Below are 23,063 nucleotides of genomic sequence, written 5' to 3'. Positions count from 1 at the left end.
CGTGGCGACGCTTGCCGAGCTCCGCCAGCAGTTCAAGGCGGGCAAGCAGACGCTGATCGACGACTTCCTGGCCGCGCGGCCCACGCAGGCCGGCGCGCAGACGCTGCTGCGCCGCCTGGCCCGCCATGTCGACGACACGCTGCGCGCGCTGTGGGACACCGCCGGCATGCCCGCGGGCTCCTGCCTCGCGGCCGTCGGCGGCTATGGCCGCGGCGAGCTGTTCCCGCACTCCGACGTCGATGTCCTCGTGCTGCTGCCCGATGGCGTCGAAGCCCACGTGCCGGGCGCGGTCAAGACATCCATCGAGGGCTTCATCACGTCCTGCTGGGATGTTGGCCTGGAGATCGGCTCCTCGGTGCGCACGCTGGGCGAATGCCTCAGCGAGTCGCAGGGCGACGTGACCATCCAGACCGCCCTGCTCGAAGCCCGCCCGCTGGCCGGCGACGCGAAGCTGTTCAAGCTGATGGCCAAGCGCTTCGTGCAGGCCATGGACCCGAAGGCCTTCTTCCGCGCCAAGACGCTGGAGAGCCTGCAGCGCCACACCAAGTTCGACGACACGCCCTACGCGCTGGAGCCCAACTGCAAGGAGAGCCCCGGCGGCCTGCGCGACCTGCAGATGCTGATCTGGATCGCCCGCGCAGCGGGCCTGGGCAAGACCTGGAAGGCGCTCAGCGCACGCGGCCTCATCACCGCCTTCGAAAGCCGCCAGCTGCAGCGCAACGAGGGCCAGCTGCGCCTGATCCGCGCACGCCTGCACGCGGTGGCCGGCCGGCGCGAGGACCGCCTCGTCTTCGACCTGCAGACCGCCGTGGCGCAGAGCTTCGGCTTCGTCTCGACCGAGTCGGTTCGCGCGTCCGAACTGCTGATGCGGCGCTACTACTGGGCCGCCAAGGCCGTCACCCAGCTGCACCAGATCCTGCTGCTGAACCTGGAAGAGCAGATCAACGGCTCCCAGCAGGACCAGCTGCGCCCGCTGGACGGCCAGCCGGACTACCTCGACCGCGGCCGCATGCTGGAGGTCGCCAGCGACGACCTCTACCAGCGCGACCCGCACGCCATCCTGCGCACTTTCCTCGTCTACCAGCAGACGCCGGGCATCAAGGGCCTGTCGGCGCGCACGCTGCGCGCGCTGTACAACGCCCGCGGCCTGATGGATGCCGCCTGGCGCCGCGACCCGGTCAACCGCGCGACCTTCATGACCATGCTGCGTGCGCCCGAAGGCCAGACGCATGCCTTCCGGCTGATGAACCAGACCTCGGTGCTGGGCCGCTACCTGTGGGTCTTCCGCGCCATCGTCGGGCAGATGCAGCATGACCTCTTCCACGTCTACACCGTGGACCAGCACATCCTGATGGTGCTGCGCAACGTGCGGCGCTTCTTCGTGCCGGAGCACGCCCACGAATACCCGTTCTGCTCCCAGCTGGCCGCGCAGTTCGACCAGCCAGAGCTGCTCTACATCGCCGCCCTCTTCCACGACGTGGCCAAGGGCCGCGGTGGCGACCACTCCGAGCTGGGCGCCACCGAGGTGCGGCGCTTCTGCCGCCAGCACGGGCTGAGTGCCGCAGACACGACGATGTGCGTCTTCCTCGTCGAGCACCACCTGACGATGTCGCGCGTAGCGCAGAAGGAAGACCTGTCCGACCCCGATGTCATCGCCGCCTTCGCCGCCAAGATGGGCAACGCGCGCCGGCTGACCGCGCTCTATCTGCTGACCGTCGCCGACATCCGCGGCACCAGCCCCAAGGTCTGGAATGCCTGGAAGGGCAAGCTGCTCGAAGACCTCTACCGCATCACGCTACGGGCGCTGGGCGGCGCGCCGATCAACCTCGACGCCGAGATCGAGGCCCGCAAGGCCGAAGCCCGCCAAGACCTGGCCCTGCACTCGCAGCTGCCCGGTACCGAGGAGCCGCTGTGGAAGCGCCTGGCCATCAGCTACTTTGCGCGGCACGACGGCGCCGAGCTGGCCTGGCACGCACGCTCGCTGTGGCGCCATGTGGACACGCAGGTGCCCGTCGTGCGCGCCCGCCCCTCCCCCATCGGCGAAGGCCTGCAGGTGCTGGTGTACGCGCCCGACCAGCAGGACTTGTTCGCACGCATCTGCGGCTATTTCGACAGCGCCGGCTTCAGCATCCTCGACGCCAAGGTGCACACGACGCGCAACGGCTATGCACTGGACACCTTCCAGGTCATCCGCCCCGAGGCCGACGTGCACCACCGCGACCTCGTGCCGCTGGTGGAGCAAAAGCTCGGCCTGGCCCTGCAGGCCAGCGGCCCGCTGCCCGAGCCACGCCGCGGCCGCTTGTCGCGCCGCGTGAAGAGCTTTCCCTACTCGCCGCGCATCTCGCTGCGCCCGGATGAGCGCGCCACCGCCTGGCTGCTGACGATCAGCACCAGCGACCGCGCCGGCCTGCTCTACGCCATCGCCCGCGTGCTGGCGCGCCACGGCATCAACCTGCAGCTCGCCAAGATCTCGACGCTGGGCGAGCGCGTGGAAGACACCTTCCTGCTCGACGGTCCGGCGCTGCAGCAGAACAAGGCCCAGCTGCAGATCGAGAGCGAACTGCTGGACGCGGTGTCCCTGCCGGCATGAGCTACACCATCGGCGTCACCGAAGCGGTCGCCGAACTCGATCGTTTCGATGCCATCGTCGACGTGCGCTCGCCGGCCGAGTTCGCCGAGGATCACATGCCGGGCGCCATCAACTGGCCGGTGCTGGACGACAAGGAGCGCCACGATGTGGGCCTGCTCTACGCCAGCTCACCTTTCGAGGCACGCAAGCTCGGCGCAGCCTTGGTGGCACGCAACATCGCCCGGCACATCGAGACGAGCGCCGTCGAGTTCCCCAAGACCTGGCGGCCGCTCGTCTACTGCTGGCGCGGCGGCCAGCGGTCGGGTGCGATGCACTGGTTCCTCGGCCAGATCGGCTTCCGCTCACGCCAGCTCGTGGGTGGCTACAAGGCCTACCGCGCTCAGGTGCGGAGCGACCTGGAGCGCTGGCCCGCCAACTTCAGCTACCGCGTGCTGTGCGGGCTGACCGGCTGCGGCAAGACCCGGCTGCTGCAGGCGCTGGCCGCCGAGGGCGCACAGATGCTGGACCTTGAAAACCTGGCCGCCCACCGCGGCTCGGTGCTCGGCAACCTTCCCGACCGGCCGCAGCCGACGCAGAAGGGCTTCGACAGCGCCCTGTGGACGGCGCTGCGCCAGCTCGACCCGGCCCGGCCGGTCTTCGTCGAGAGCGAGAGCCGCAAGATCGGCCGCATCGTCCTGCCCGCTGCGCTGCTCACGGCGCTGCATGCGCAGGGCCAGCCGTTGTGGATAGAGGTGCCTGAGGCGGCGCGCGTGGAACTGCTGCTGCAGGACTACGCCCACTTCACCGCCGCTCCCGACGCCTTCTGCGCCAAGCTGGACGACCTCGTCGAGCTTCGCGGCCGTGCCCGCGTGGCTGCCTGGCAGGCGCAGGCGCGCGCGGGCGACTGGGCAGGCGTGTTCGCGGCGCTGATGCGCGAGCACTACGACCCGGGCTACGCCGCCTCCCTGCGCCGGCACTTCCCGGCCGTCGCCGGCACGCCGCCCCTCGCCCTGGCCGATGCCCGGCCCGACACGCTGCGCAACGCCGCCCGGCAATTGCTCGCCATGGCTTGAGGCGTATCAAGGCGGGCGCCACCCGAACACGCCACACTCGGCGCCGTCATGCCCAACCGCTACAGCGAACAGGCCCTGCGGGAGTCCCAGGCCTTCGGTGTCCGTCCCGTCCCCGTGCTGCGCCCGTTGGGCTGGCTGGCGCGTGGCTGGCAGGACCTGTGGCAGGTGCCGCTGGCGTCTCTGGCCCACGGGCTGGTCATGGCCGTGTTCGGCGCCCTGCTCTTCGCGCTGGCGCGTGATCGCTTCTGGCTGCTGGCGGGCGCGTTCACCGGCTTCCTCATCGTGGCGCCCATCCTGGCCACGGGCCTGTACGCCCTCAGCCGCGAGCTGGGCCGGGGTGGGCGGCCCGGTTGGCGCACGGTGCGAGACGCCTGGCGCCCGCGCGACGGCCGGCTCATCGTCTTCGGCGTGCTGCTGGCCTTCGCCGGCACGGGCTGGGTGCTGTGCTCCGCGGCCTTCGTGACCGGCTTCGCCGCCGACCCCATCCACAACCCGCGCGATTTCCTGCTCAAGGTGGTGCTGAATGACGAGTCCCACCTCTTCGAGACCTGGCTGATGCTGGGAGCCGTGCTGGCGGCGCCGGTGTTCGCCTCCACCGTGGTGGCCATCCCGGCCCTGGTGGATCTGCCGCCAGGCAAGCTGGGCGTGCTCGGGGCCGTGTTCACGAGCTGGAAGGTGGTGCTGGAACACCCGGCGCCCATCGCGCTCTGGGCCGCCCTCATCCTCGCCCTGACGCTGATCGGCATGGCCACCGCGTTGCTGGGCCTGATCCTCGTCGTGCCCTGGCTGGGCCATGCCAGTTGGCATGCCTACAGTGACTTGGTCACACGGCGCCCGGACTAAGCCATGTGGGGCTACACCGAAGCCGAGATCGCGCAGTTCGGCCTGACCTTCGGGGTCGGCGCCTTCATGCTGTACATGGTGTTCATCATCCTGCAGCTGGCGCGCGAGTCGAAGGCGGGGCGTTTCGGCACCTTCGTGCTGCTGCTGGGCCTGGGCTTCGGCCTGGTGGGCTTTGCGGCCAAGGGCGTCATCAAATACTTCCTGTCAGGCGCCATCGGATGAAGCCCGCGCCGGTGAGCCGCACGCTGCGGCACAGCCATTTCGAGGACGCCCAGGCCCTGCTCACCGGCACGCTGTTCGCCGCCCTGGGCGTGGCCCTCTTCAAGCAGGCCGGCATGCTCAGCGGCGGCACGGTCGGCATCGCCTTCCTGCTGCACTACGCCTTCGGCTGGTCGTTCGGCCTGCTCTTCTTCGCCATCAACCTGCCGTTCTACGCACTGGCCTGGCGCCGCATGGGCCCGGCCTTCACGGTCAAGAGCCTGCTGTCCGTGGCCCTGCTGGCGGCACTGGCCGAAGCCCTGCCGGGCTGGCTGCGCATCAGCCAGCTCAACCCCTGGTTCGGCGCCATCGGCGGCGGGCTGCTCGTGGGCGCGGGGCTGATCATCTTGTTCCGCCACCGTGCGTCTCTGGGCGGGCTCAACGTACTGGTGCTGTGGCTGCAGGAGACGCGCGGCTGGCGTGCCGGCTATCTGCAGGCGGGGCTGGACGCCGCCATCCTGCTCGCCGCCCTGCCCCTGGTGCCGCTGGACCGCATCGGCCTGTCGCTGCTGGGCATGGCGGCCATCAACGCGGCCCTGGCCATCAACCACCGACCGGGCCGCTACGTGGCGACCTGAGCGTCAAGCCAGGTCACTGGCCAGGCTGGCCAGCGTCTCCGGCGCGATCTGCACATGCGCGGGGTAGTGCGTGTGGTCGCAACCGAGCTTGACGCCCGCGCCCGCCTTGACCGCCAGCCGCATGGCCGGCGTCAGCTCGAAGCGCACGAAATGCACGGCCGAGGTCTTCTCGTCGTTCTCGCGATCGAGGTCCTCGTCGGCGATGGCATAGACGCGCGGCTGGCCCTCCACCTCGACGAACATCCGGTCCTCCACGCCGATGAGGCGGGCCAGCTCGCGCTTGCGCTCGTTGGGGTCGGGGTACTCGATCAGCATCGTCGCCTTCCAGTTGCCGCCGTCAGGCACCAGCGGCGCGTAGGCGTCGATCTCGCCCTGGATGCCCTCTTCCTCGAAGATCTTCTCGATGCGCAGCATCTCCTGGATCTGATATCGGACCGTGCGCTCGTCTTCGAACTGCAGGTTCAGATGCTCGCCCAGCCTCACGCTGCGCAGGCGACGGTAGGCAACGATGGCGACCTTCTCGACCTTGCGGAACTTCGCGTAGGCCTCCAGCGTCATCAGGCTGTCGGGGGTGATCGTCATGGCTGTGGTGCCCGGCCGCCCGAAACCACAGCCGCACCCCCTCGGGGGGCAGCGAGCAAGGCGAGCGTGGGGGCGTTCATTTGAGTCCGTAGGCAGTGCGCATCAAGGTCAACGGGTGTGCCAGCGCCCTGGCCGGCGTGCCTGCCTGCGCCATGCCCTGGGCGATGTGGTGGCCAGCCAGAGCACAGTCGCTGGCAATGAAATCCGGCTCGTCCTTGGCCATCGCCTTGAACACAGGCTTGCCGATCTTCATCGCGATCGGGTGGGTGGGCGTCTTCACGCCATAGGTGCCCGCATGGCCCGAACAGCGCTCGACGGTGTTGAGCTTGACCTGCACGGTCTGGCCGATGAGCCTGAACATCTCCTCGGTCTTGCGGCCGATCTTCTGCACCCGGCCATGGCAGGGGATGTGATAGCTGACCTTGCCCAGGGCCTGCTTGAAGTCCGTTCTCAGCAGGCCGTCCTTGTGGCGGGCGACGAGGTATTCGAACGGGTCCCACATCGCGTCCTGCACGAGCTGCACGTCGGCTTCGGCCGGGAACATCAGCGGCAGCTCCTGCTTGAACATCAGCGTGCAACTCGGGATGGCCGACAGGATGGCGAAGCCGTCCTTGGCATAGGGCGCCAGCACGGCGATGTTGGCCGTCTTGTGCTTCTCTACCGTCTCCAGGTCGCCCAGCTCCAGCTTGGGCATGCCGCAGCAGGCCTCCTTGTCGACGATGACGTAGGGAATGGCGTTGTGATCCAGCACCTTGAGCAGGTCGAAGCCGATACCGGGCTCGTTGTAGCTGACGTAGCAGGTCGAGAAGATCGCCACCTTGCCCGGCGTGCGCTCGCCGTTGGTGACCACCTGGGTCAGCGCCTTCGGCGCACTCCAGCGGAAGCGCTTGGACGCCAGCGCCGGCAGCCAGGCCTCGGGGTGCACGCCCAACTGCTTGTCCATCAGCTTGCGCGCGGTCTTCGTGCGGTTCACCGCGTTGACGGCCTGCACGACGATGGGGATGCCGGCGAACTGGCCGTGCACGTCGGTGGACGCGAGGAACCTCTCGCCGCCACCCACCTCGCCCTTCCTGAACTTGATGGCCTTGGCGCGCAGCATGGTGTGCGGAAAATCCAGGTTCCACGAGTGCGGCGGCACGTACGGACACTTGGTCATGTAGCAGAGGTCGCAGAGATAGCACTGGTCGACGACCTTCCAGAAATCCCGCTTGTCCACGCCGTCCAGTTCGCCCGTCTTGCCCTCGTCCACCAGGTCGAACAGCGTCGGAAAGCTCTGGCACAGCGACACGCAGCGCCGGCAGCCGTGGCAGATGTCGAAGATGCGCTCCATCTCGTGGAGGCAGGCGGTCTCGTCGTAGAACTCGGGGTTCTTCCAGTCGAGGGCGTGTCGGGTCGGGGCTTCGAGATTGCCTTCTCTGGTGCTCATCGCAACTCCTGCCCAAATGGACAGCGACCGCCTTCACGGCGGCCGCGCTTCGTTGATTCAGTCCACCAACGCGTCCAAGGCTTTCTGGTAACGGTTGGCATGTGAACGCTCGGCCTTGGCCAGCGTCTCGAACCAGTCGGCGATCTCGTCGAAGCCCTCGTCGCGCGCCGTCTTGGCCATGCCCGGGTACATGTCGGTGTACTCGTGCGTCTCGCCGGCCACGGCGGCCTTGAGGTTGTCGCGCGTCGGCCCGATGGGCAGGCCGGTGGCCGGGTCGCCAACGGTCTCCAGGAATTCGAGATGACCATGGGCATGGCCCGTCTCGCCTTCAGCCGTCGAGCGGAACAGCGCCGCCACGTCGTTCTGCCCTTCGATGTCCGCCTTGTTCGCGAAGTAGAGGTAGCGGCGGTTGGCCTGGGATTCGCCCGCAAAGGCGTCTTTCAGGTTCTGCTCGGTCTTGGATCCTTTCAGGCTCATCGCAGTCTCCGTTGGGGGGTGGGAAGCAAGGACGCTACTCCCGTGCCGGCAGACTCAGCCAATCGTTCCCTTCAATGCACCTCATAGCAGGCCGCTATACCAGCGCAGGCCCAGCAGCTGGCGGGCGAGCTGATGGGCTCGGCCCTGGGGGTCGGCCAGGTCGTGCAGCACGGTGAAGTGGTTGCAGCCGGGCAGTTCCTCGCAGACGGGCACCGCGCGAGCGCCCCAGGCCTGGCGGATGAGCCGGTTCTGGCGGCAGTACTCCTCGCTCTCCTGCTGGCCCACCACGGCGAACAGCGTCTGCGGCACGGCTGGCGGCGGGAAGTGGACGGGGCTCAGCCGTCGCGCGCCGGCTGCGTCCAGGTGCAGGTCGGCCTGCAGAAATGGCACGCGGGTCAGGGGCGCCAGGTCGTGCAGGCCGGACACCGACATCGCCCCCTGCACGAGACGCCGCGGCAGGTCCTTGCCAACGCGTTTCCAGTCGCAGCAGCTCAGCATGGCCGCCAGATGCCCACCGGCCGAATGGCCGACGAGGACGATGCGGCTCGGGTCACCGCCATGCTCGGCCGCATGCCGCCAGGCCCAGGCAACGGCCTCGGTCAACTGCATCGCGATGCGCTCGATGCTGACCTCGGGGCAGAGGTCGTAGTTGGGCACCACGACGAGGGCGCCCTCGTCCGTGAAGCTGGCGGCCAGGAAGGAATAGTCCGACTTGTCCAGCGCACGCCAGCAGCCGCCGTGGATGACGATGAGGACGGGCGCGAAGCCGCCGGCAAAGGCCGGGTCCGGCGCGAAGACGTCCAGCGTCTGCCCGGCATCGGGGCCGTAGCGCAGGTCGAGCTGGCAATTGGCGCGCCCTCGAACCAAGGCCGAAGCCTCGGCCCAGCGGGCAAGGATGTCTGCGCTGTCCGCCACGCGGGCGCGGTTGTCGTACTGGGCCTCGAACCAGGCCGGTGGCTTGCGGGGCGTCATGGCCAGAGACGATATCAGCCGCGAAACCGTGGCTATACTTTTAGCGCGTGTGGGGGGGTAGCTCAGCTGGGAGAGCGCCGCGTTCGCAATGCGGAGGTCGGGAGTTCGATCCTCCTCCTCTCCACCACCCGATCATCCTGGCAGGTCCATCACCGTGCGCCTCGTCACATAAAGCTGCCGGGAAGGCAGCTTTATGCATTCTTGGGGACGCAGGCAAGCTTATGGTTCCTCATGAGCCGATCTAGGTCACGATTCGGCATGCCGTGTCCGACTTGCCGCCATCGCGCAGAACATACGCAACTCCCCTCTTGCACTTGTCTCTTCTTGGCACGCCCGGGCCGCGAGACAGGTATTGCGTGGGCGCGCAAATCGGCTTGACGCTGTCGACTTGGTAGGGTCAGAAGCTACCGATAAGGTACATCGCTCGGTTCTCGCGTCGCCAGCCTGATGCTTGGCCCCATCGAAAACTCGTTTCCGTTGAGAGGTCAGGTGCCGTCAAACGCCCTCAGGCGCTCCCTGAAGCAGCCGTTGCTAGCTCCCACGGACGTGGTGAAGCATGACAATGCATCGGAGTCGATCGGCCCATCGAGCCGTACCGGGGGCGAGCGACGCTGAGCCGGTTCGGTCATGCCGTGAATGCGAGCGCCACATGAATGCATCGATAGGAGTTGAACTTGAAACTTCCTAAGGATCTATTGCTCGCCGCGCGTCAGGGCGACCTCAACGTGCTTGTCGGGTCTGGGGTGTCGTGCGATGCGGGCCACCCCGATTGGGCCGGCATCTTGACGTCGTTGATTGAGTGCATACACGACGAAACCGAGTCGCAAGCGGTTTCCGGCCTGGTTGATCAGCGGAATCGGTTTGCCTTCGGGTGTGCGGCGCTGTGTACGTCTCTGTCTTGGCCCCTGGGGCGGCAAGCAACAAATTCGGCATGCGTATCGGCTGTTTGATGACCCACCATAGGAATGGCTTGGTGAGTCCGCCAGATGCTTCAAGAGGTTCAGCCGAGCCTCTCCCAAGACGGACGGCGATATCAAAATAGCCAGGGTTATCCTGCGCCACCATGAGTCCGTCGCGCGAGAAGTCCCCTCCCCTCGACCAGTCCCGTTTGGCCCACACGCTGGGCTACGCCATCGCGAGGGCCGCTGTCACCACCAATCAGTTGTTCAACCAAGGCGTGGGCGAACCATTGGGCGTACGGCCGGTGGAAGTCACGCTGCTGCAGTTGATCTTTTCCAATCGCAACACCACGCAGAAGCGCCTGTGCGATCTGCTGCACGTGCCGGCACCACAGATGACCCTCATCCTTGACCGATTGCAGGAGCGTGGCTGGGTCGTGCGTGAGCGTGATGCCAACGACCGCCGTGCGCTCCATCTGCAGCTCACGCCTGACGGCGAGCGCCTCGCCGAGCAAACCCTCGCGGCACTACAGGTAGCCGAGCAAGCGCTCGACCGAGTGCTGACTGAGGGCGAGCGCCTGCTTCTGCAGGAACTGCTGGCCAAGGTCGCGCGCTGAGCGTGATCACGCCAGCGCACGCATCGGCAGGCGGGCGAACCCGCGATTGATGTTGTTGAGCGCCTGCGTCGGCTCGCCGGTCACGTCGTCAAATGCACGCACCGTGGCGGCATTCCAGCGGGCCGGGTCCCAGCACTCGAACCGGTCGGCCAACAACGCCAAGGCTCAGGTGCGCAAGGCTTGCCGCAACGCATCGGCCATCTGCCTCAGCGCCAGCCGCGCCGCCGGCACGGCACCGGCCATGCTGATGAAGCCATGTGCCAGGCCGTGGTACTCGACGATGGTGACGGCATTGCCAGCCGCGCCGAGTGCCTCGCCGTAGGCCATGGCCTCGTCGCGCAGCGCGTCGTGGGCCGCCAGCACCAGCAGCGTGGGCGGCAGGCCCGCAAGGCTGGGCGCGAGCAGCGGCGCGCCGCGCCAGTCGGGTGCCTTGCCGGCGGGACCGTAGTAGTGGCGGTTGAAGTAATCCATGGTCCGCCTCGTCAACGTCGGGCCCATGGCATGCTGATCACGGGACGGGTAGTCGCCGTCGTGACCGCCGGCGGCTGGTGGGTAGACGAGGAGCTGGAAGGCGATCGCCGGCCCGCCCGCGTCGCGCGCCAGCAGGGCGGCAGAGGCGGCGAGCGCAGCACCGGCGCTGTCGCCCACGAGCGCCAGGCGGCTCGGGTCGCCCCCGAAGCCGCGGATGGCCTCAGCAACCCAGCCGAGCGCGGCGAAACTGTCCTCGACGGCCGCCGGATAGGGGTGCTCGGGTGCCAAACGGTAGGCGGCGGAGACGATCATGGCGCCGCTGTCCGCACAGAGTTGACGGCACACGGCATCGTAGGCGTCCAGGTCGCCCAGCACGAAGCCACCACCGTGGAAATACAGCGCCACGGGTAGCAGCCCGGCGGCATCGCGCGGCTTGTAGATGCGCACGCGCACGTCCTGCCCTCCGAAGCGGGTTTCGTGCGGCGTGACGCTGACGTCGGCGGGCGGCACGGTGGCCGCCGTGCAGATCTGCCGGTACAGGCCACGGCAGGCCTCGGGCGGCAGGTCGCAGAGGTCGGGCGCGCCGGCCGCCAGGGCGAGCACGTGCTTCAGGTGCAGGTCGAGCATGAAGATCTCCTTCGTGGGTTCATCAGGTTCAGCGGCGCAGGCGCCCGTCGCGGCCGCGCAGGCCGATCTCGACGTGCTCGGAGCCGCGGTGCTGGCGCGGGCTGAAGCGCACGACAAAGCCACCGATGTCGAGCGAGCCCAGGTTTTCCAGCGCGGTTGCCAACGCCGGGCCGTCGACCCGGTTGCCCGCACGGCGCAGCGCCTCGGCGCAGACACGCAGGTGCATATAGGCCGCCAGCCCCTCCAGGCTCAGCGCCTCGGGGCCGACGTAGGCATCGGCATCGCGCTCGAACTCGCGCACCAGCGGCAGCTGCGAGACCTCGGGGTTGGGCACGACGCTGGTGAAGCCGATCAGCCGGTCGCGCAGCAGCCGCGTCAGCTGCGTGAGGCCGGGCGAGGACAACGCCGCCACGGTCAGCGGCACCGCTGCGCGCCAGGTTTCCTCGTGGCGGGTCAGCAGGTCCAGCGACTCGGGGCCGAGGTTGAGCACCAGGGCCTGTGGCGAAGCAGCAGCCAGCTCGCGCGCCGTGGCGGCGGCATCGGCGCGCATGGACAGCAGTTGGGTGCGGATGCCGGCAGCCTGCAAGGCGGCCGCCAGGGCCCGCTCGCGGGCGGGCTCGTCGCCATCGCCCAGCAGGGCGACCTGCTCGATGCCAATGGCCCGCAGTTGCCCAACCAGGGCCTCGGCCTCGCGTTTGTCCTCGGGTCGCAGGCTGAACACCTGGGGCTGGTTCAGCGCGGCGGCACCGGAGAAGGGGCCGACCAGCGGCACGCCCAACTCGCGAGCGAGCGTGGCGGTCTGCAGGCAGGCACGCTCGCCCAGGCAGTTGACGAAGGCCAGCGCTTGGTGCTCGCGGGCCAGCTTGCGCAGGTTGGCCGCACGGCGCTGGGGGTCGCCGCCGTCGTCCAGGCTCACCAGTTCCAGGCGCCGCCCGGCGATGCCGCCATGGGCATTGACGCGCTCCACCAAGGCCTTGGCACCGGCCTGCACGCGGTTGCTGATGGGGAAGGCCGGGCCAGACAGCGGCAGGGATTGGCCCAGCACCAGCGGCGCCTGCTCGGCCATTGCGACGGCTGGCAGCAGGCCCAGCCCCAGTACCCAAGCGCGCCAGTTCATGGGCCACCCTCCTCTTGGAGCCGGAAGACCGCGACCAAGGACTTCAGCCGGTACGCCTGGTCACCCAGCGCGGCAGCCGATGCCGCGCCCTGCTCCACCAGCGCGGCGTTCTGCTGGGTCACCTGCTCCAGCGCCTGCACGGCCCGATCCACCGAGGCGACCTGGCTGGCCTGGGCCGGCATGGCCGCGGCGATGCGGCCGAGGAAGTCGGTCAGCCGCTCCACGGCGGCCACGGTGTCCTGCATGGCACGGCCGGCCTGCGTCACCAGCGCCTGGCCAGCCTTGACCTCCTGGGCCGAGGACTCGACGAGGCGGCGTATGTCCTGGGCAGCGTCGGCCACGCCCTTGGACAGCAGGCGCACCTCGCCCGCCACGACGGCGAAGCCCCGGCCATGCTCGCCTGCGTCGGCGGCCTCGACGGCGGCATTGAGCGACAAGATGTTGGTGCGGAAGGCGATGTTGTCGATGACGCCGACGATGCCGGCGATACGTTCGGAGCTCTGGCCGATGGCACCCATCAGCGCCTGGGCGCGGTCCATCGCGGCATTGCCTGCGAGCGCGGCTTGCGTGGCGTTGTGAGTGACAGTGCCGGCGCTGCCGGCCGAATCGGCCAGGGCCTGCACGCCGGCCGACAGCTGGGCGGTGGCCGCGGCGGTGCGCTGCAGTTCGGCGGCCGCGAGTTCGGTGCGCCGCGAAAGGTCCGAGATGCCCGACGCGACCTCGCCGGCCGAGGCATCGATCTGCTCCGACGCCTCGCGCGCGGAAGCGACCAGGCGGTGCAGGCCGGCCTGCATCTCGCCTAGCGAACCCAGCAGTTGCCCGATCTCGTCCGCGCCGCCGGCCGGCACGGCGCGCCCCAGGTCGCCCTCGGCCACGCGGGCGGCGACGGCCACGGCCTCGCGCACGGGGCGGGTCAGGCCGCGTGCCACGCTCAGCGCGCCGAGCAGCCCGAGGGTCAAGCCCACGGCCACGATGCCGGCCTGTGCCCAGCGTCCCCAGCGCGCGTCGGCCGAGGCTTGCTCGCTGGCCGCCTCGCTGGCCTCGGCTGCGGCCGTGCCCAGCGCATCGATGGCGCGCAGCCACTGGTCGAACAAAGGCTTGAGGCTGCTGACGACCAGTTCCTGGATGGCCGAGTCGTGCTGGTACTGGGCGCCGGCGTCCGCGGCTGCGCGTTGAAGGCGCTTGACGGAACTGGACAGCAAGGGTGCCAACTCGGTCTCCGCGCGGCGCAGTTCATCGGCGCGCGAGGCCAAGGCTTCGGCTGGCTGCTTGAAGACCTCGTCGAACTGCGTCCGATACGCAGCCATGGCCTTGTCCAGGCTGCCCAGCTCGAACTTCAAGTCCTCGGGGTCGTCGACCATGGTGGCCAGCAGCGTGGCCAGGTAGGCGTCGGTCACGCGGTCGTGCATGCGGCGCGCGGAGGCCGTCAGCCGCTGCGCCTCGGCCTGGGCCGACAGCAGCCGGGTCTCGACGGCCTGGGACTGGACCAGGCCGATGCCGGCAATCAGCAGCAGCAGCGCCAGCAGCCCGCCCATGCCGAGCCAGACGCGACCGACAAGGCTCGTGAACATCTCAAACGCTCCGGGCCGGTTTCAGCAGCCAATGCGCCAGGGCCGGCAGCAGCACCAGCGCCCCGACCATGTTCCACACGAACATGAAGGCCAGCAGGATGCCCATGTCGGCCTGGAACTTGATGGGCGACAGCGCCCAGGTGCCCACCGCCAACGCCAACGTGACGCCGGTCAGCATCACGACGCGGCCCGTGAACTGCAGCGCATGCAGATAGGCCGCCGACAGGCTCTCGCCCGCGCGCAGCTTGGCGAGCATGACGCTGAGCACATAGAGCGCGTAGTCCACGCCGATGCCCACGCCCAGCGCGATGACCGGCAGCGTGGCCACCTTGACGCCCATCCCCAAGCCCACCATCAACGCCTCGCACAGGATGGACGTCAGCACCAGCGGCAGCACCGCCACGACGACGGCCCGCCAGGAGCGGAAGGTCAGCCAGCACAGCACCACCACGGCGCCATAGACCCACCACAGCATCTCGTTCATGGCCTGCTTGACGACGATGTTGGTGGCCGCGGCGATGCCGGCCGAACCGGCCGCGAGCATGAAGCGCTCGTCCTTGGTCGAGTTCGCCTTCATGAAGGCCTCGACCGTGCCGACGACGCTCGTGAGCGTCTCGGCCTTGTGGTCCTTCAGGTAGACGTAGAGCGACAGGAAGGAGCAGCCCTGGTTGAAGAGCTCACGCGGCGCGCGCGTCTGCACGCCGCCCAGCGCGCTGTCGTTGGGGATCAGCTCGTACCACTTCAGCTGGCCCTCGTTGTAGCCCACCATGGCGAGCTTGGACAGCGCCGCCATGGAGTTGGTGGACTCGACGCCGGGGAGTTGCTCCAGCTGCCAGGCGAGCTGGTCGACCTTGGCCAGCGTGCCGTAGCGGGTGCATTGGTCCTCGGGCGTGGAGACCATCACGACGAGGATGTCACTGGACGCCGCATAGTGCTGGGTGACGTAGTCGTTGTCGCGGTTGTAGCGCGAGTCGGCACGCAACTCGGGGGCGCCGGGGTCGAGATCGCCGACGTGCAGCCGCGTGCTGACCGCATAGCCGGCGACGGCCAGCGCCGTCGACACCACGATGGCCGCCACGGCCGGGCCGCGCTGTGTGAAGCGGTCGAGCTGGCGCCACATCCAGGAGCTGCCGGCCTTGGGGCTGAACTCGGGGTCGTCGCGCAGGCTGCGCTTCGCTGCCGCCGGGCTCACGCCGACATAGGACAGCAGGATGGGCAGCAGCACGAGGTTGGTGAAGATCAGCACCGCCACGCCGATGCTGGCCACCAGGGCCAGGTCCTGGATGGCCTGGATCTTGATCAACGCCAGCACCGCGAAGCCGACGGCGTCGCACAGCAACGCGGTGAGGCCGGCGACGAAGAGGCGGCGGAAGGTGTAGCGCGCGGCCACCACGCGGTGGGTGCCGCGACCCACGTCCTGCATGATGCCGTTCATCTTCTGCGCGCCGTGGCTCATGCCGATGGCGAAGACGAGAAAGGGCACCAGCACCGAGTACGGGTCCAGCGCATAGCCCAGCAGCGCCAGCAGGCCAAACTGCCACACCACGGCGATGAGCGAGCAGGCCACGACGAGCACGGTGCTGCGCACGCAGCGCGTGTAGCCCCACAGCACGCCGGCGCAGATGACCAGCGCCACGGCGAAGAAGACGAGCACCTGCTGCAAGCCCTCGATGAGGTCGCCCATGACCTTGGCGAAGCCGGTCACGTGCAGCGCAATGGCGTCGCTGTCGTACTTGGCGCGCAGCGCCTCGACCTGGCGACCGAGGTCGCCGTAGTCCAGGGCCTGGCCGGTCTTGGGGTTCACGTCCAGCAGCGGCACGAAGACGATGCTGGACTTGGCGTCGCCCGCGACGATCTGGCCGATCTCGCCGGAGCGCTCGACGTTGGCACGCACCTCGGCCAGCGCGGCGGGCGAGCCGTCGTAGCTGTCGCCCATGACGGTGTTGCCGTCCAGCCCCTCCTCGGTGACGGCGACCCAGCGCGTGTTGGCCGTCCACAGCGACTTCATGAAGGGCCGGTCCACGCCCGGCATCAGGTAGATCTCGTCGCTGATCTTCTGCAGCGTGTCGAGGTAAGTCTTGTCGTAGATCGTGCCCTTCCTGGCCTCGACGACGATGCGCAGCGCATTGCCCTGGCCGCCCAGGTCGGCCTTGTGCGCCAGGTAGTTGGCGATGTAGGAGTGCAGCGTCGGGATGGTCTTCTCGAAGCTGGCGTTGAGCGTCAGCCTGAAGGCCTGCTGGCCCAGCCACAGCGTGGCCAGCAGGCACAGCAGCATGACCCAGGGCCGGTGGTTGAAGAGCAGCCGTTCGGGCCAGGAGCCGGAGCGGGTGTCGAAGTCATCGAGCTGGGTGATCACCGGTTGGGCGCCCAGCGTGTCGGTGGCGGCGTGCATCGTCGAGATCAGGGAGTGGGTGAGGCGCGGCGCGTGCCGCGCAGGCTGGCGATGACCCAGGCGCCATCGGGTGCGGCGGCCAGGCCGGCGGCCGGCAAGGGTCCGGCGGGCGCGGCTTTGCGCGTGAAGCTGCGGCCGTCGTCGCCGCTGGTGAACAGTTCGCCGCTCTGGGCCAGCAGCGTCAGTTCGCCGCGCTGCTCGATGCCGGCCTGCAGGCTCAGTGGCATGCCGAGCTCGACCTTGTCCCAGCTCGCGCCGGCGTCGGTCGAACGGAAGACGCTGCCGCGCAGGCCATAGGCCAGCAGCGCGCCGGTGTGCGAGGCGAGCAGGCCGAAGAAGCTGCCCTTGTAGGGCGAGGCCAGCGCCGTGAAGCTGGCGCCGCCGTCGGCGGAGCGCAGCAGCAGGCCCTGTTCGCCGGCGATGAACCATTGCCCGTCGACGGCGCGCACGCCGTAGAGGTGCAGGCCGCGCGGGTTGGCGGCGCGCGTGGGCAGCGCCTGCCAGGTCTTGCCGCCGTCGCGCGTGGCCATCGCCAGGCCGTAGGCGCCGACGGCGACGGCCTGCTGCGCGTCGATGGCGTCGAGGTCGAACCAGGGCTTGTCGGCGCCCTCCTCCACCAGGCGCTGCGCGGAGCGGCGGCCGGCGTCGTCGGTGGCGGCGGCCAACACTGCTTGAGCGGCTTGCAGGCCGTCGAGCTGCTTGGTCCACGTCTTGCCGCCGTCGCTCGTCTTCAGGATGACGCCGAGGTGGCCCACGGCCCAGCCGTGGTTCGCATCGATGAAGCGCAGTGCCGTGAGCCCGGAGCGCACCGGCACCTGGGCCTGCTGCCAGGCCTTGCCGCCGTCGTCGGACCACAGCACCGTGCCGCGTTCGCCCACGGCGACGAGACGCTCCCCGGCGCGGGCCACGGCCAGCGTGGCTGCGCCCAACGCCTTCGGGCTGACGAGCGCGGGCTCGGTCAGCGCGGCCGGCGCCGGTGCGGCAGCCTGGGCCGACACGGCAGCACAGGCCAGCGTCAGGGCCGCCAGCCTTCGCATCACCTGGCTCCTTCGTTGGCGAGCTCTTCAGGGCTGAAGAAGCTGCGCGGCAGCGGTGCCACGACCTTGTACTGGCTGGCCAACTCGTTGCTGGCCATGTTGAGGTAGTAGGCGCCAGTCTGCAGGTCGTAGCCGCCCCAGAACATATTGCCGACGATGGCCGGAATGTCCGGCGCCAGCAGGGTCAGCGTGTAGTTGGTGCGCCAGAGCTCGCCCTTGGCGTCCCAGCCGTCGAACAGCATGATCTGCCAGCTGTCCTCGTCGATGTAGTACTTGCGCTTTGGGACCACGTGGCGCTTGCCATCGGCCAGCGTGGCCTCGACTTCCCAGACGCGGTGCAGTTCCCAACGCACGACGCCGGGGTTCAGCGTGTTGGGGGTGACAAGGTCCGCCACCTTGGCCGATGCCGCCCGGTTGTTGTTGTAGGGGATGTAGAGCTCGCGCTTGCCGACCAGCTTGAGGTTGTGCTTGTCGATGGGGCCGAAGAGCATGAAGGCTTCGTCGAAGAGGCCGATGCCCGAGGTCACCGAGTCGGGCGTGTCGTAGGCCACCGACGGTGCCTTGCGCACGCGGCGCTGGCCCACCAGGTATTGCCACAGGCCGCGCGGGTTGCTCGCGTTGAGGTTGTCGTGCGCGAGGATGGCCTCGCCCGCCTTGGAGCCCGGCTCGCTGACGACGAACTTGCCCAGGCCCGCATAGCCGTCGAATTTCTCCAGGCTGCCCTCGGGGTCGTAGTACTGCTTGCGAAAGTTCTGCGTGCCGCCCGACGCCATCGCGCGCTTGCCGTCGGCCGTCACGACCCAGACGCGCACCGGCGCCTGCGCGTAGGTGCCGACCCACGCAAGGCGGTGGTTCTGGAACACCTCATAGCCGTCCTTGGGAATGGGGAACGGCGTGCCGCCATAGGCGCCTTCAGTGCCCTGGCCGTTGTCGACAAGCTTGGCGCGCGTGGCGTTCTTGAAGGTGTTGTCGTAGACCCATTGCGGCGCGGCGGCCGTTCGATGGGTCGGGTAGACGTCGATGCGGAAGTCGGGGTACTTCTTCATCAGCGCCTTGACGCCATCGCTCAACTTGGCGTCGTACTGCGTCATGTTCTTGGCGTTGATGCTGTACAGCGGCTTCTCCGCGGCGAAGGGGTCGGGCCGGGCATCGCCAGCCTTGAAGCCGGCGGGCGCCTTGGTCAGGCCGCCGTCCCAGGCGGGGATCGTGCCGTCCTTGTTGGCGGCGCGTTCGGCGCCCAGCGGGGTCAGCGTGGTCTTGAGCTTGGCGGCTTCATCGGCCGACACGGCGGCGAGGGCCGGGCCAGCGAGCAGCAGGGCGGTGGCCAGCAGCGTGGCCTTGAGATGAGTGCGGTTCATGTGACGTGCTCCGTGGGGCTTCAGAAGGTGCGCGAGACGGTGAAGCTCAGGTTGGCGCGGTCGCGCAGCGACTGGCCGAAGCTGAGCTGGCGCGGCGAGCCGCTGCCGGCCACGAGGGTCTCGGTGAAGGTCTTGGCGGTGCCGAAGAAGTCGCTGTAGGTCAGCGCGAAGTTCCAGGCGTTCTGGTACTTGCCCTTCAGGCCGATGCTGAAGTCGCCCGCGCTGGCCGCGCCGCCCGCGAAGTTGGCGATGGACGAGGAGCGGCCGCCAAAGTTGTAGCCCAGGCCGATGGGCACGGAGAGGTCCAGCCCCGCCAGCACCTGGAAGTACTGCGGCTCGAAGAGCATGCGGAAGGCGAAGGCACCCTTGGTGGTGTTCGGGTCCAGGCCGCCGATGCCCATGCTGGCGCCGGTCGGGGTCGCGAAGATGTCCTTGGTGATGCTGAGCCGGTGGTTGTAGGCCAGCTCGGCCACCACCGCCCCACCCTGCCACAGCGCGCCGGGCTGCAGCACGTAGATGCCCGAGGCCTGCAGATGGGCCGTGCGGCCGACGGCGAAGCAGGGGTTGGCGCTGCCGCCGCAGGCCAGCACGGGGCCGAGGCCCAGCACCGCGGGGTCGCTGTTCAGCGGCGCGTTCCAGCGCACCGAGCCTTCGACGGCCCAATTGAGTTGGCCCACCGACGACGTGACGCTGGCGCCGACCGTCTTGATGTTGTCGCCATAGGCCAGGTGCACGTTGCCGTTGACGAAATCGAACACCGGCACGGCGGGCGTCTTGTCGTGGTACTGCGCCGCGTAGAGGCCAAACTCATAGTCGCCGCCCGTCGGGCTGAGGCGCAGTTGCAGGCCGCCCTGCCCCGAGTTGCGCGGCCGCAGGTCCTTGCTCTTGTCGTAGCTCAGCAGGATGGGGGCGCCCTGCGGCGTCAGGCCGAAGTTGACGGTGCCGGTGCCGACGTAGTCCTGGTTGGAGAAGAAGCTGCCGACACCCGGGATCTTGCTGGGCCGCCATTTGAGCTGGTAATAGGCGCCCAGCGAGACGCCTTCGGCGATCTGCAGCGAGCCGGACACCTGCTCGACCGGCAGCAGCACTTCCTTGAACTGCCAGCCCGGCACCGAGACGATCTTGGCGACGTCGACCGGCCCCTGCGCGTTGGCGATGCCGTTCTGGCCGAAGAACAGGCTCTCGCCCCATTGCAGCGTGTGGCGGCCGATGCGCACAGTGCTCTTCATGCCGCCAACCTCGCCCTTGAGGTAGACGAAGGCGTCCAGGAACTCGCCGCTCTGGCCATGCTGGCGGCGGGTATCGGGCAGGAAGTCGTTGCTGGCCTGGCCGCCGAAGGTGTTGGACGTCGGGATGACCGGGCCGAGGGCATTGCCGCCGGCGTACAGCGCGGTACCCGCATAGCTGTTCTGGCGCAGATAGACCGAGTCACGCCAGGCGCTGCCGCTCAGCCGGGCGCCCCAGCCGGGGCCGGCGAGGTCGAGCTCGGCCAGCAGGTCGAAGCGGTTGGAGATCTGGCCGCGCTTGAAATTGTGGTCGCCGTCGTCTTCATTGACGGTGCCAGGGTCGACGGCCACGTCCAGCCGCGTCAGCGCGTCGGACGGGCTCTTCAGCCGCACGGCGGTGCTGTACTTGGGCGTCAGGTCCAGACGCAGCTTGTAGTCGCTGCTGGGCAGCTCGATGTCAAAGGCGTGGGAAGCGGCGGGCAGCGCGAGCGCTGCCGCCACCGCCAGCGCGTGGCGGGTGGGTCTTGTCATCTTGTCTCCTCGGTTGTGGGTGCGGGCTCATGGGCCCGCTTGGAACTTCAGTAGTAGGTCGATGCCAGCCCGCCATCCACGGGCAGGTTGATGCCGCTGACCCAGCGCGACTCGTCCGCGCACAGGAAGGCCACCACCGGCGCGACCTCGTCGGCCAGCGCGGGGCGCTTGATGCGGTGGGAGTCCTTCTGCACGCGCTCCTCGCCGAGCATCTGCACGAAGTCGCCGAGGATGGGCGTCAGCACCGGGCCGGGCGCCACGCAGTTCATGCGCACGCCGTTGTTCAGGAACCATTTCTGCGACTGGGTGAGCGTCCAGACGATCAGCGCTTCCTTGAAGTACTGGTAGCAGGTCTCCTGCGCCACCGGCTTCTTGGCCAGGAAGGCCAGACCGGCCTCGAAGTTCGGCGTTTCGGCCAGGGCCTTATGCAGGTCCAGCCGGGCCGGCCACTCGGCGCCCAGGATGGAGGCGATGTTGACGATGGCGCCGCCCTGCGGAAGGCGCTCGATGGCGCGGGTGCAGAGGTGGCGCAGGCCCAGGTAGTTGACGCGGGCCACCAGGTCCACCGGGGCCGTGCCTGGCACGCCGGCGATGTTGCACAGCGCGTCGAAGCGCTCGGGCAGTTGCTTGAAGGCGGCATCGATGGCAGCCTGCTCGGACAGGTCGGCCTTGATGAAGCCGTCCAGCGTCAGCAGCGGCTCGTTGCGGTCCACACCGATGACGCGGGCACCCTTGAGGCGCAGGAAGCGCGCCGTCTCGGCGCCGATGCCGGAGCTGGCGCCGGTGATGACGATGGTCTTGCCTTGGAAGTTCATGACATGTCTCCTATCGGTTTGTTGTCGGTTCAGAACGGGAATTGCGGCGGCGTGTCCTTCACCGTCAGCCATTGCCAGGTGCTGAACTGCTCCCAGTCGCCGGGGCCGCCGTGCGAGTTGCCGTTGCCGGCGATGCCAGGGCCGCCGAAGGGGTTGACCGCGTCGTCGTTGACGGTCTGGTCGTTGATGTGGACCATGCCGGCGCGCAGCTGCTGGCCCAGCGCCAGCGCGCGGCCCACCGACTTGGAGATGACGCCGGCCGCCAGGCCGCCGTGGCTGTGGTTGGCCAGGGCCACGGCCTCCTCGTCGGTCTTGAAGGTGATGAGGTTGACGACGGGGCCAAAGGTCTCGTCCTCGAAGGTCGGCATGCCCGGCTTCACGCCGGCCAGCACGGTGGGCTTGTAGAAGAGGCGCTCGTAAGTGCCGCCGGCCAGCAGCCGGGCGCCGGCCTTGACGCTGGCCTGCACGGCGGCGTGCACGCGGTCGCGCTGGCGCTCGTCGATCAATGGGCCGAGGGCCACCTGGCCGGTGGCGCCGTCACCCACCGGCAGATGCTGGGCCTTGGCCACCAAGCGCTCGGTGATGGCGGGCGCGATTGCCTCGTGCACCAGCACGCGGTTGCTGGCCATGCAGATCTGGCCCTGGTGCAGCCAGGCGCCCCAGGCGATGTTGCTGGCGGCGAGGTCCAGGTCGGCATCGTCCAGCACGACAAGGGCGTTGGTGCCGCCGAGTTCCAGCGAGACCTTCTTCAGGTGCCGACCCGCCAGCTCGCCGATGCGGCGACCCACGCCGGCCGAGCCGGTGAAGGAGATCATGGCGACGGCCGGGTCTGTGACCAGCGCCTCGCCCACGTCCGCGCCGCCGGGCAGCACATGCAGCAGGCCTGCCGGTAGGCCGGCGGCCTCGAAGACCTGGGCGATCATGAAGCCGCCGCTGACCGGCGTGCGCGGGTCGGGCTTGATGATGACTGCGTTACCCGCGGCCAGCGCCGGGGCGACGACGCGCAGCGTCAGGATGAGCGGGAAGTTGAAGGGCGAAATGACGCCTACGACGCCGAGCGGCACACGCCGCGCGAGGGACATGCGGCCCGGCGTGCTCGGCAAGACCTGGCCCTGCGACTGCAACGGCATTGAGGCCGCGATCTGGCAGAAGGCAATGGCCTCGCGGAGCTCGTGCTGGCCCTTGGGCAGGATGGCGCCACTCTCACGGGTCACGAAGAGCGCCAGCTCGTCGAAATGCTGCTGGAACAGCTGGGCGGCGCGCAGGAACACGGCGGCGCGCTCGCGCGGTGGCATCGCGGCCCAGGCGGCCTGGGCTCCGGCGGCGGCGCTTGCGGCGGGCTGCACGTCGGCGGCCACGGCACGGCCGGTCCGCACCAGCACGGCGCCCGTCGCGGGCTCGATCAGGTCGGCTGACTGGGACGCAGCGCGCCAACCGCCGCTGTACAGATGTTCACGCCACAGGGTGGGGTCGAGTAGGAGTCGAGTGGTCATGGCAGGGCTGCTGAAGTGGGTTGCGAAAGGCGCGAACTCGGTGCTCGCTTGCCCACTTGCAGTGCAACGCGTGTGCCATGCCGTACCCGTGGGCCGCGCCAGCAAGGTGCACCGCTGCGCCACGACCGATC

Annotated in this window: 20 protein-coding genes and 1 tRNA gene; 7 read left to right on the top strand and 14 right to left on the bottom strand. The window is 68.9% G+C overall.

Annotated elements, in window-relative coordinates; translation table 11 throughout:
- Nucleotide 1 precedes the first annotated feature (1 nt).
- The 5 genes from AC07V5_RS17350 to AC07V5_RS17330 are packed head-to-tail and all read left to right on the top strand — an operon-like array spanning nucleotide 2 to nucleotide 5,321.
- Nucleotides 2-2,590: a [protein-PII] uridylyltransferase gene (locus AC07V5_RS17350; RefSeq protein WP_495116920.1), complete on the top strand. Its 2,589-nt coding sequence runs from the start codon at nucleotides 2-4 to the stop codon at nucleotides 2,588-2,590.
- Nucleotides 2,587-3,642, top strand: coding sequence for a tRNA 2-selenouridine(34) synthase MnmH (gene mnmH / locus AC07V5_RS17345; protein WP_495116919.1), 1,056 nt, complete (start codon nucleotides 2,587-2,589; stop codon nucleotides 3,640-3,642). Before AC07V5_RS17350 ends, mnmH begins: the two co-directional genes overlap by 4 nt.
- Before the next feature lie 48 nt (nucleotides 3,643-3,690).
- A complete protein-coding gene (locus AC07V5_RS17340; RefSeq protein ID WP_495116918.1) occupies nucleotides 3,691-4,485 on the top strand; it encodes a DUF2189 domain-containing protein in 795 nt (264 codons plus the stop codon).
- 3 nt (nucleotides 4,486-4,488) lie between these two features.
- On the top strand, nucleotides 4,489-4,707 hold the full coding sequence (locus AC07V5_RS17335; RefSeq protein ID WP_056193383.1) for a DUF2788 domain-containing protein: 219 nt from the start codon (nucleotides 4,489-4,491) through the stop codon (nucleotides 4,705-4,707).
- Nucleotides 4,704-5,321 carry a YitT family protein gene (locus AC07V5_RS17330; protein ID WP_495116917.1) on the top strand — a complete coding sequence of 206 codons (618 nt, stop codon included), beginning with the start codon at nucleotides 4,704-4,706 and terminating at the stop codon, nucleotides 5,319-5,321. Before AC07V5_RS17335 ends, AC07V5_RS17330 begins: the two co-directional genes overlap by 4 nt.
- A 3-nt stretch (nucleotides 5,322-5,324) precedes the next feature.
- Here AC07V5_RS17330 and AC07V5_RS17325 read toward each other — a convergent pair whose 3' ends face one another.
- The 4 genes from AC07V5_RS17325 to AC07V5_RS17310 all read right to left on the bottom strand — a co-directional run bounded on the left by AC07V5_RS17325 (nucleotide 5,325) and on the right by AC07V5_RS17310 (nucleotide 8,778).
- Nucleotides 5,325-5,903, bottom strand: coding sequence for a DUF3501 family protein (locus tag AC07V5_RS17325; RefSeq protein WP_495116916.1), 579 nt, complete (start codon nucleotides 5,901-5,903; stop codon nucleotides 5,325-5,327).
- 76 nt (nucleotides 5,904-5,979) lie between these two features.
- Nucleotides 5,980-7,329, bottom strand: a complete 1,350-nt coding sequence (locus tag AC07V5_RS17320; protein WP_495116915.1) for a (Fe-S)-binding protein — start codon at nucleotides 7,327-7,329, stop codon at nucleotides 5,980-5,982.
- Nucleotides 7,330-7,386: 57 nt separating this feature from the next.
- A complete protein-coding gene (locus AC07V5_RS17315) occupies nucleotides 7,387-7,806 on the bottom strand; it encodes a rubrerythrin family protein (protein ID WP_310260518.1) in 420 nt (139 codons plus the stop codon).
- Nucleotides 7,807-7,887: 81 nt separating this feature from the next.
- The gene (locus AC07V5_RS17310; protein ID WP_495116914.1) at nucleotides 7,888-8,778 is read right to left on the bottom strand and encodes an alpha/beta hydrolase; all 891 of its coding nucleotides are present in this window, start codon (nucleotides 8,776-8,778) and stop codon (nucleotides 7,888-7,890) included.
- 51 nt (nucleotides 8,779-8,829) lie between these two features.
- Between AC07V5_RS17310 and AC07V5_RS17305 the strand changes: the two genes are divergently transcribed.
- Nucleotides 8,830-8,905 (top strand) — tRNA-Ala (locus AC07V5_RS17305).
- A 936-nt stretch (nucleotides 8,906-9,841) separates the two neighbouring features.
- Entirely contained in the window at nucleotides 9,842-10,294 is a 453-nt protein-coding gene (locus tag AC07V5_RS17300; protein ID WP_495116913.1) for a MarR family winged helix-turn-helix transcriptional regulator, read from the top strand.
- 6 nt (nucleotides 10,295-10,300) lie between these two features.
- On the opposite strand, the gene AC07V5_RS17295 is transcribed toward AC07V5_RS17300, so the two are convergent.
- From AC07V5_RS17295 to AC07V5_RS17250, 10 genes are read right to left on the bottom strand one after another with little or no spacing between them, the layout of a single operon-like run.
- Nucleotides 10,301-10,456, bottom strand: coding sequence for a hypothetical protein (locus AC07V5_RS17295; RefSeq protein WP_495116912.1), 156 nt, complete (start codon nucleotides 10,454-10,456; stop codon nucleotides 10,301-10,303).
- Nucleotides 10,457-10,459: 3 nt separating this feature from the next.
- Nucleotides 10,460-11,392, bottom strand: coding sequence for an alpha/beta hydrolase (locus AC07V5_RS17290; protein ID WP_495116911.1), 933 nt, complete (start codon nucleotides 11,390-11,392; stop codon nucleotides 10,460-10,462).
- A gap of 28 nt (nucleotides 11,393-11,420) precedes the next feature.
- The gene (locus tag AC07V5_RS17285) at nucleotides 11,421-12,509 is read right to left on the bottom strand and encodes an ABC transporter substrate-binding protein (protein ID WP_495116910.1); all 1,089 of its coding nucleotides are present in this window, start codon (nucleotides 12,507-12,509) and stop codon (nucleotides 11,421-11,423) included.
- Entirely contained in the window at nucleotides 12,506-14,080 is a 1,575-nt protein-coding gene (locus tag AC07V5_RS17280; RefSeq protein ID WP_495116909.1) for a methyl-accepting chemotaxis protein, read from the bottom strand. Before AC07V5_RS17280 ends, AC07V5_RS17285 begins: the two co-directional genes overlap by 4 nt.
- A gap of 1 nt (nucleotide 14,081) precedes the next feature.
- Nucleotides 14,082-16,472: an efflux RND transporter permease subunit gene (locus tag AC07V5_RS17275; protein ID WP_495116908.1), complete on the bottom strand. Its 2,391-nt coding sequence runs from the start codon at nucleotides 16,470-16,472 to the stop codon at nucleotides 14,082-14,084.
- Nucleotides 16,473-16,480: 8 nt separating this feature from the next.
- Nucleotides 16,481-17,509, bottom strand: a complete 1,029-nt coding sequence (locus AC07V5_RS17270; protein ID WP_495116907.1) for a WD40/YVTN/BNR-like repeat-containing protein — start codon at nucleotides 17,507-17,509, stop codon at nucleotides 16,481-16,483.
- Nucleotides 17,509-18,867: a DUF1329 domain-containing protein gene (locus tag AC07V5_RS17265; RefSeq protein WP_495116906.1), complete on the bottom strand. Its 1,359-nt coding sequence runs from the start codon at nucleotides 18,865-18,867 to the stop codon at nucleotides 17,509-17,511. The genes AC07V5_RS17270 and AC07V5_RS17265 overlap by 1 nt, the downstream gene beginning before the upstream one ends.
- 20 nt (nucleotides 18,868-18,887) lie before the next feature.
- Entirely contained in the window at nucleotides 18,888-20,624 is a 1,737-nt protein-coding gene (locus tag AC07V5_RS17260) for a DUF1302 domain-containing protein (RefSeq protein ID WP_495116905.1), read from the bottom strand.
- Nucleotides 20,625-20,671: 47 nt separating this feature from the next.
- On the bottom strand, nucleotides 20,672-21,439 hold the full coding sequence (locus tag AC07V5_RS17255; RefSeq protein ID WP_495116904.1) for a coniferyl-alcohol dehydrogenase: 768 nt from the start codon (nucleotides 21,437-21,439) through the stop codon (nucleotides 20,672-20,674).
- A 29-nt stretch (nucleotides 21,440-21,468) separates the two neighbouring features.
- Nucleotides 21,469-22,932 (bottom strand): benzaldehyde dehydrogenase, encoded by a 1,464-nt coding sequence (locus AC07V5_RS17250; protein WP_495116903.1) that lies wholly within the window; start codon nucleotides 22,930-22,932, stop codon nucleotides 21,469-21,471.
- Between the last annotated feature and the right edge of the window lie 131 nt (nucleotides 22,933-23,063).

The sequence above is a fragment of the Roseateles sp. GW821-FHT02E12 genome (assembly GCF_059421665.1).
This window is presented reverse-complemented; position numbering and strand designations above follow the sequence as displayed.

What these genes read in the sequence shown, in the direction of transcription:
- AC07V5_RS17250 (WP_495116903.1), bottom strand. Translation starts at nt 22,932, where the DNA reads ATGACCACTCGACTCCTACTCGACCCCACCCTGTGGCGTGAACATCTG.
- AC07V5_RS17290 (WP_495116911.1), bottom strand. Translation starts at nt 11,392, where the DNA reads ATGCTCGACCTGCACCTGAAGCACGTGCTCGCCCTGGCGGCCGGCGCG.
- AC07V5_RS17335 (WP_056193383.1), top strand. Translation starts at nt 4,489, where the DNA reads ATGTGGGGCTACACCGAAGCCGAGATCGCGCAGTTCGGCCTGACCTTC.
- AC07V5_RS17300 (WP_495116913.1), top strand. Translation starts at nt 9,842, where the DNA reads ATGAGTCCGTCGCGCGAGAAGTCCCCTCCCCTCGACCAGTCCCGTTTG.
- AC07V5_RS17330 (WP_495116917.1), top strand. Translation starts at nt 4,704, where the DNA reads ATGAAGCCCGCGCCGGTGAGCCGCACGCTGCGGCACAGCCATTTCGAG.
- AC07V5_RS17255 (WP_495116904.1), bottom strand. Translation starts at nt 21,439, where the DNA reads ATGAACTTCCAAGGCAAGACCATCGTCATCACCGGCGCCAGCTCCGGC.
- AC07V5_RS17280 (WP_495116909.1), bottom strand. Translation starts at nt 14,080, where the DNA reads ATGTTCACGAGCCTTGTCGGTCGCGTCTGGCTCGGCATGGGCGGGCTG.
- AC07V5_RS17270 (WP_495116907.1), bottom strand. Translation starts at nt 17,509, where the DNA reads ATGCGAAGGCTGGCGGCCCTGACGCTGGCCTGTGCTGCCGTGTCGGCC.
- AC07V5_RS17325 (WP_495116916.1), bottom strand. Translation starts at nt 5,903, where the DNA reads ATGACGATCACCCCCGACAGCCTGATGACGCTGGAGGCCTACGCGAAG.
- AC07V5_RS17285 (WP_495116910.1), bottom strand. Translation starts at nt 12,509, where the DNA reads ATGAACTGGCGCGCTTGGGTACTGGGGCTGGGCCTGCTGCCAGCCGTC.
- mnmH (WP_495116919.1), top strand. Translation starts at nt 2,587, where the DNA reads ATGAGCTACACCATCGGCGTCACCGAAGCGGTCGCCGAACTCGATCGT.
- AC07V5_RS17320 (WP_495116915.1), bottom strand. Translation starts at nt 7,329, where the DNA reads ATGAGCACCAGAGAAGGCAATCTCGAAGCCCCGACCCGACACGCCCTC.
- AC07V5_RS17265 (WP_495116906.1), bottom strand. Translation starts at nt 18,867, where the DNA reads ATGAACCGCACTCATCTCAAGGCCACGCTGCTGGCCACCGCCCTGCTG.
- AC07V5_RS17275 (WP_495116908.1), bottom strand. Translation starts at nt 16,472, where the DNA reads ATGCACGCCGCCACCGACACGCTGGGCGCCCAACCGGTGATCACCCAG.
- AC07V5_RS17340 (WP_495116918.1), top strand. Translation starts at nt 3,691, where the DNA reads ATGCCCAACCGCTACAGCGAACAGGCCCTGCGGGAGTCCCAGGCCTTC.
- AC07V5_RS17260 (WP_495116905.1), bottom strand. Translation starts at nt 20,624, where the DNA reads ATGACAAGACCCACCCGCCACGCGCTGGCGGTGGCGGCAGCGCTCGCG.
- AC07V5_RS17315 (WP_310260518.1), bottom strand. Translation starts at nt 7,806, where the DNA reads ATGAGCCTGAAAGGATCCAAGACCGAGCAGAACCTGAAAGACGCCTTT.
- AC07V5_RS17310 (WP_495116914.1), bottom strand. Translation starts at nt 8,778, where the DNA reads ATGACGCCCCGCAAGCCACCGGCCTGGTTCGAGGCCCAGTACGACAAC.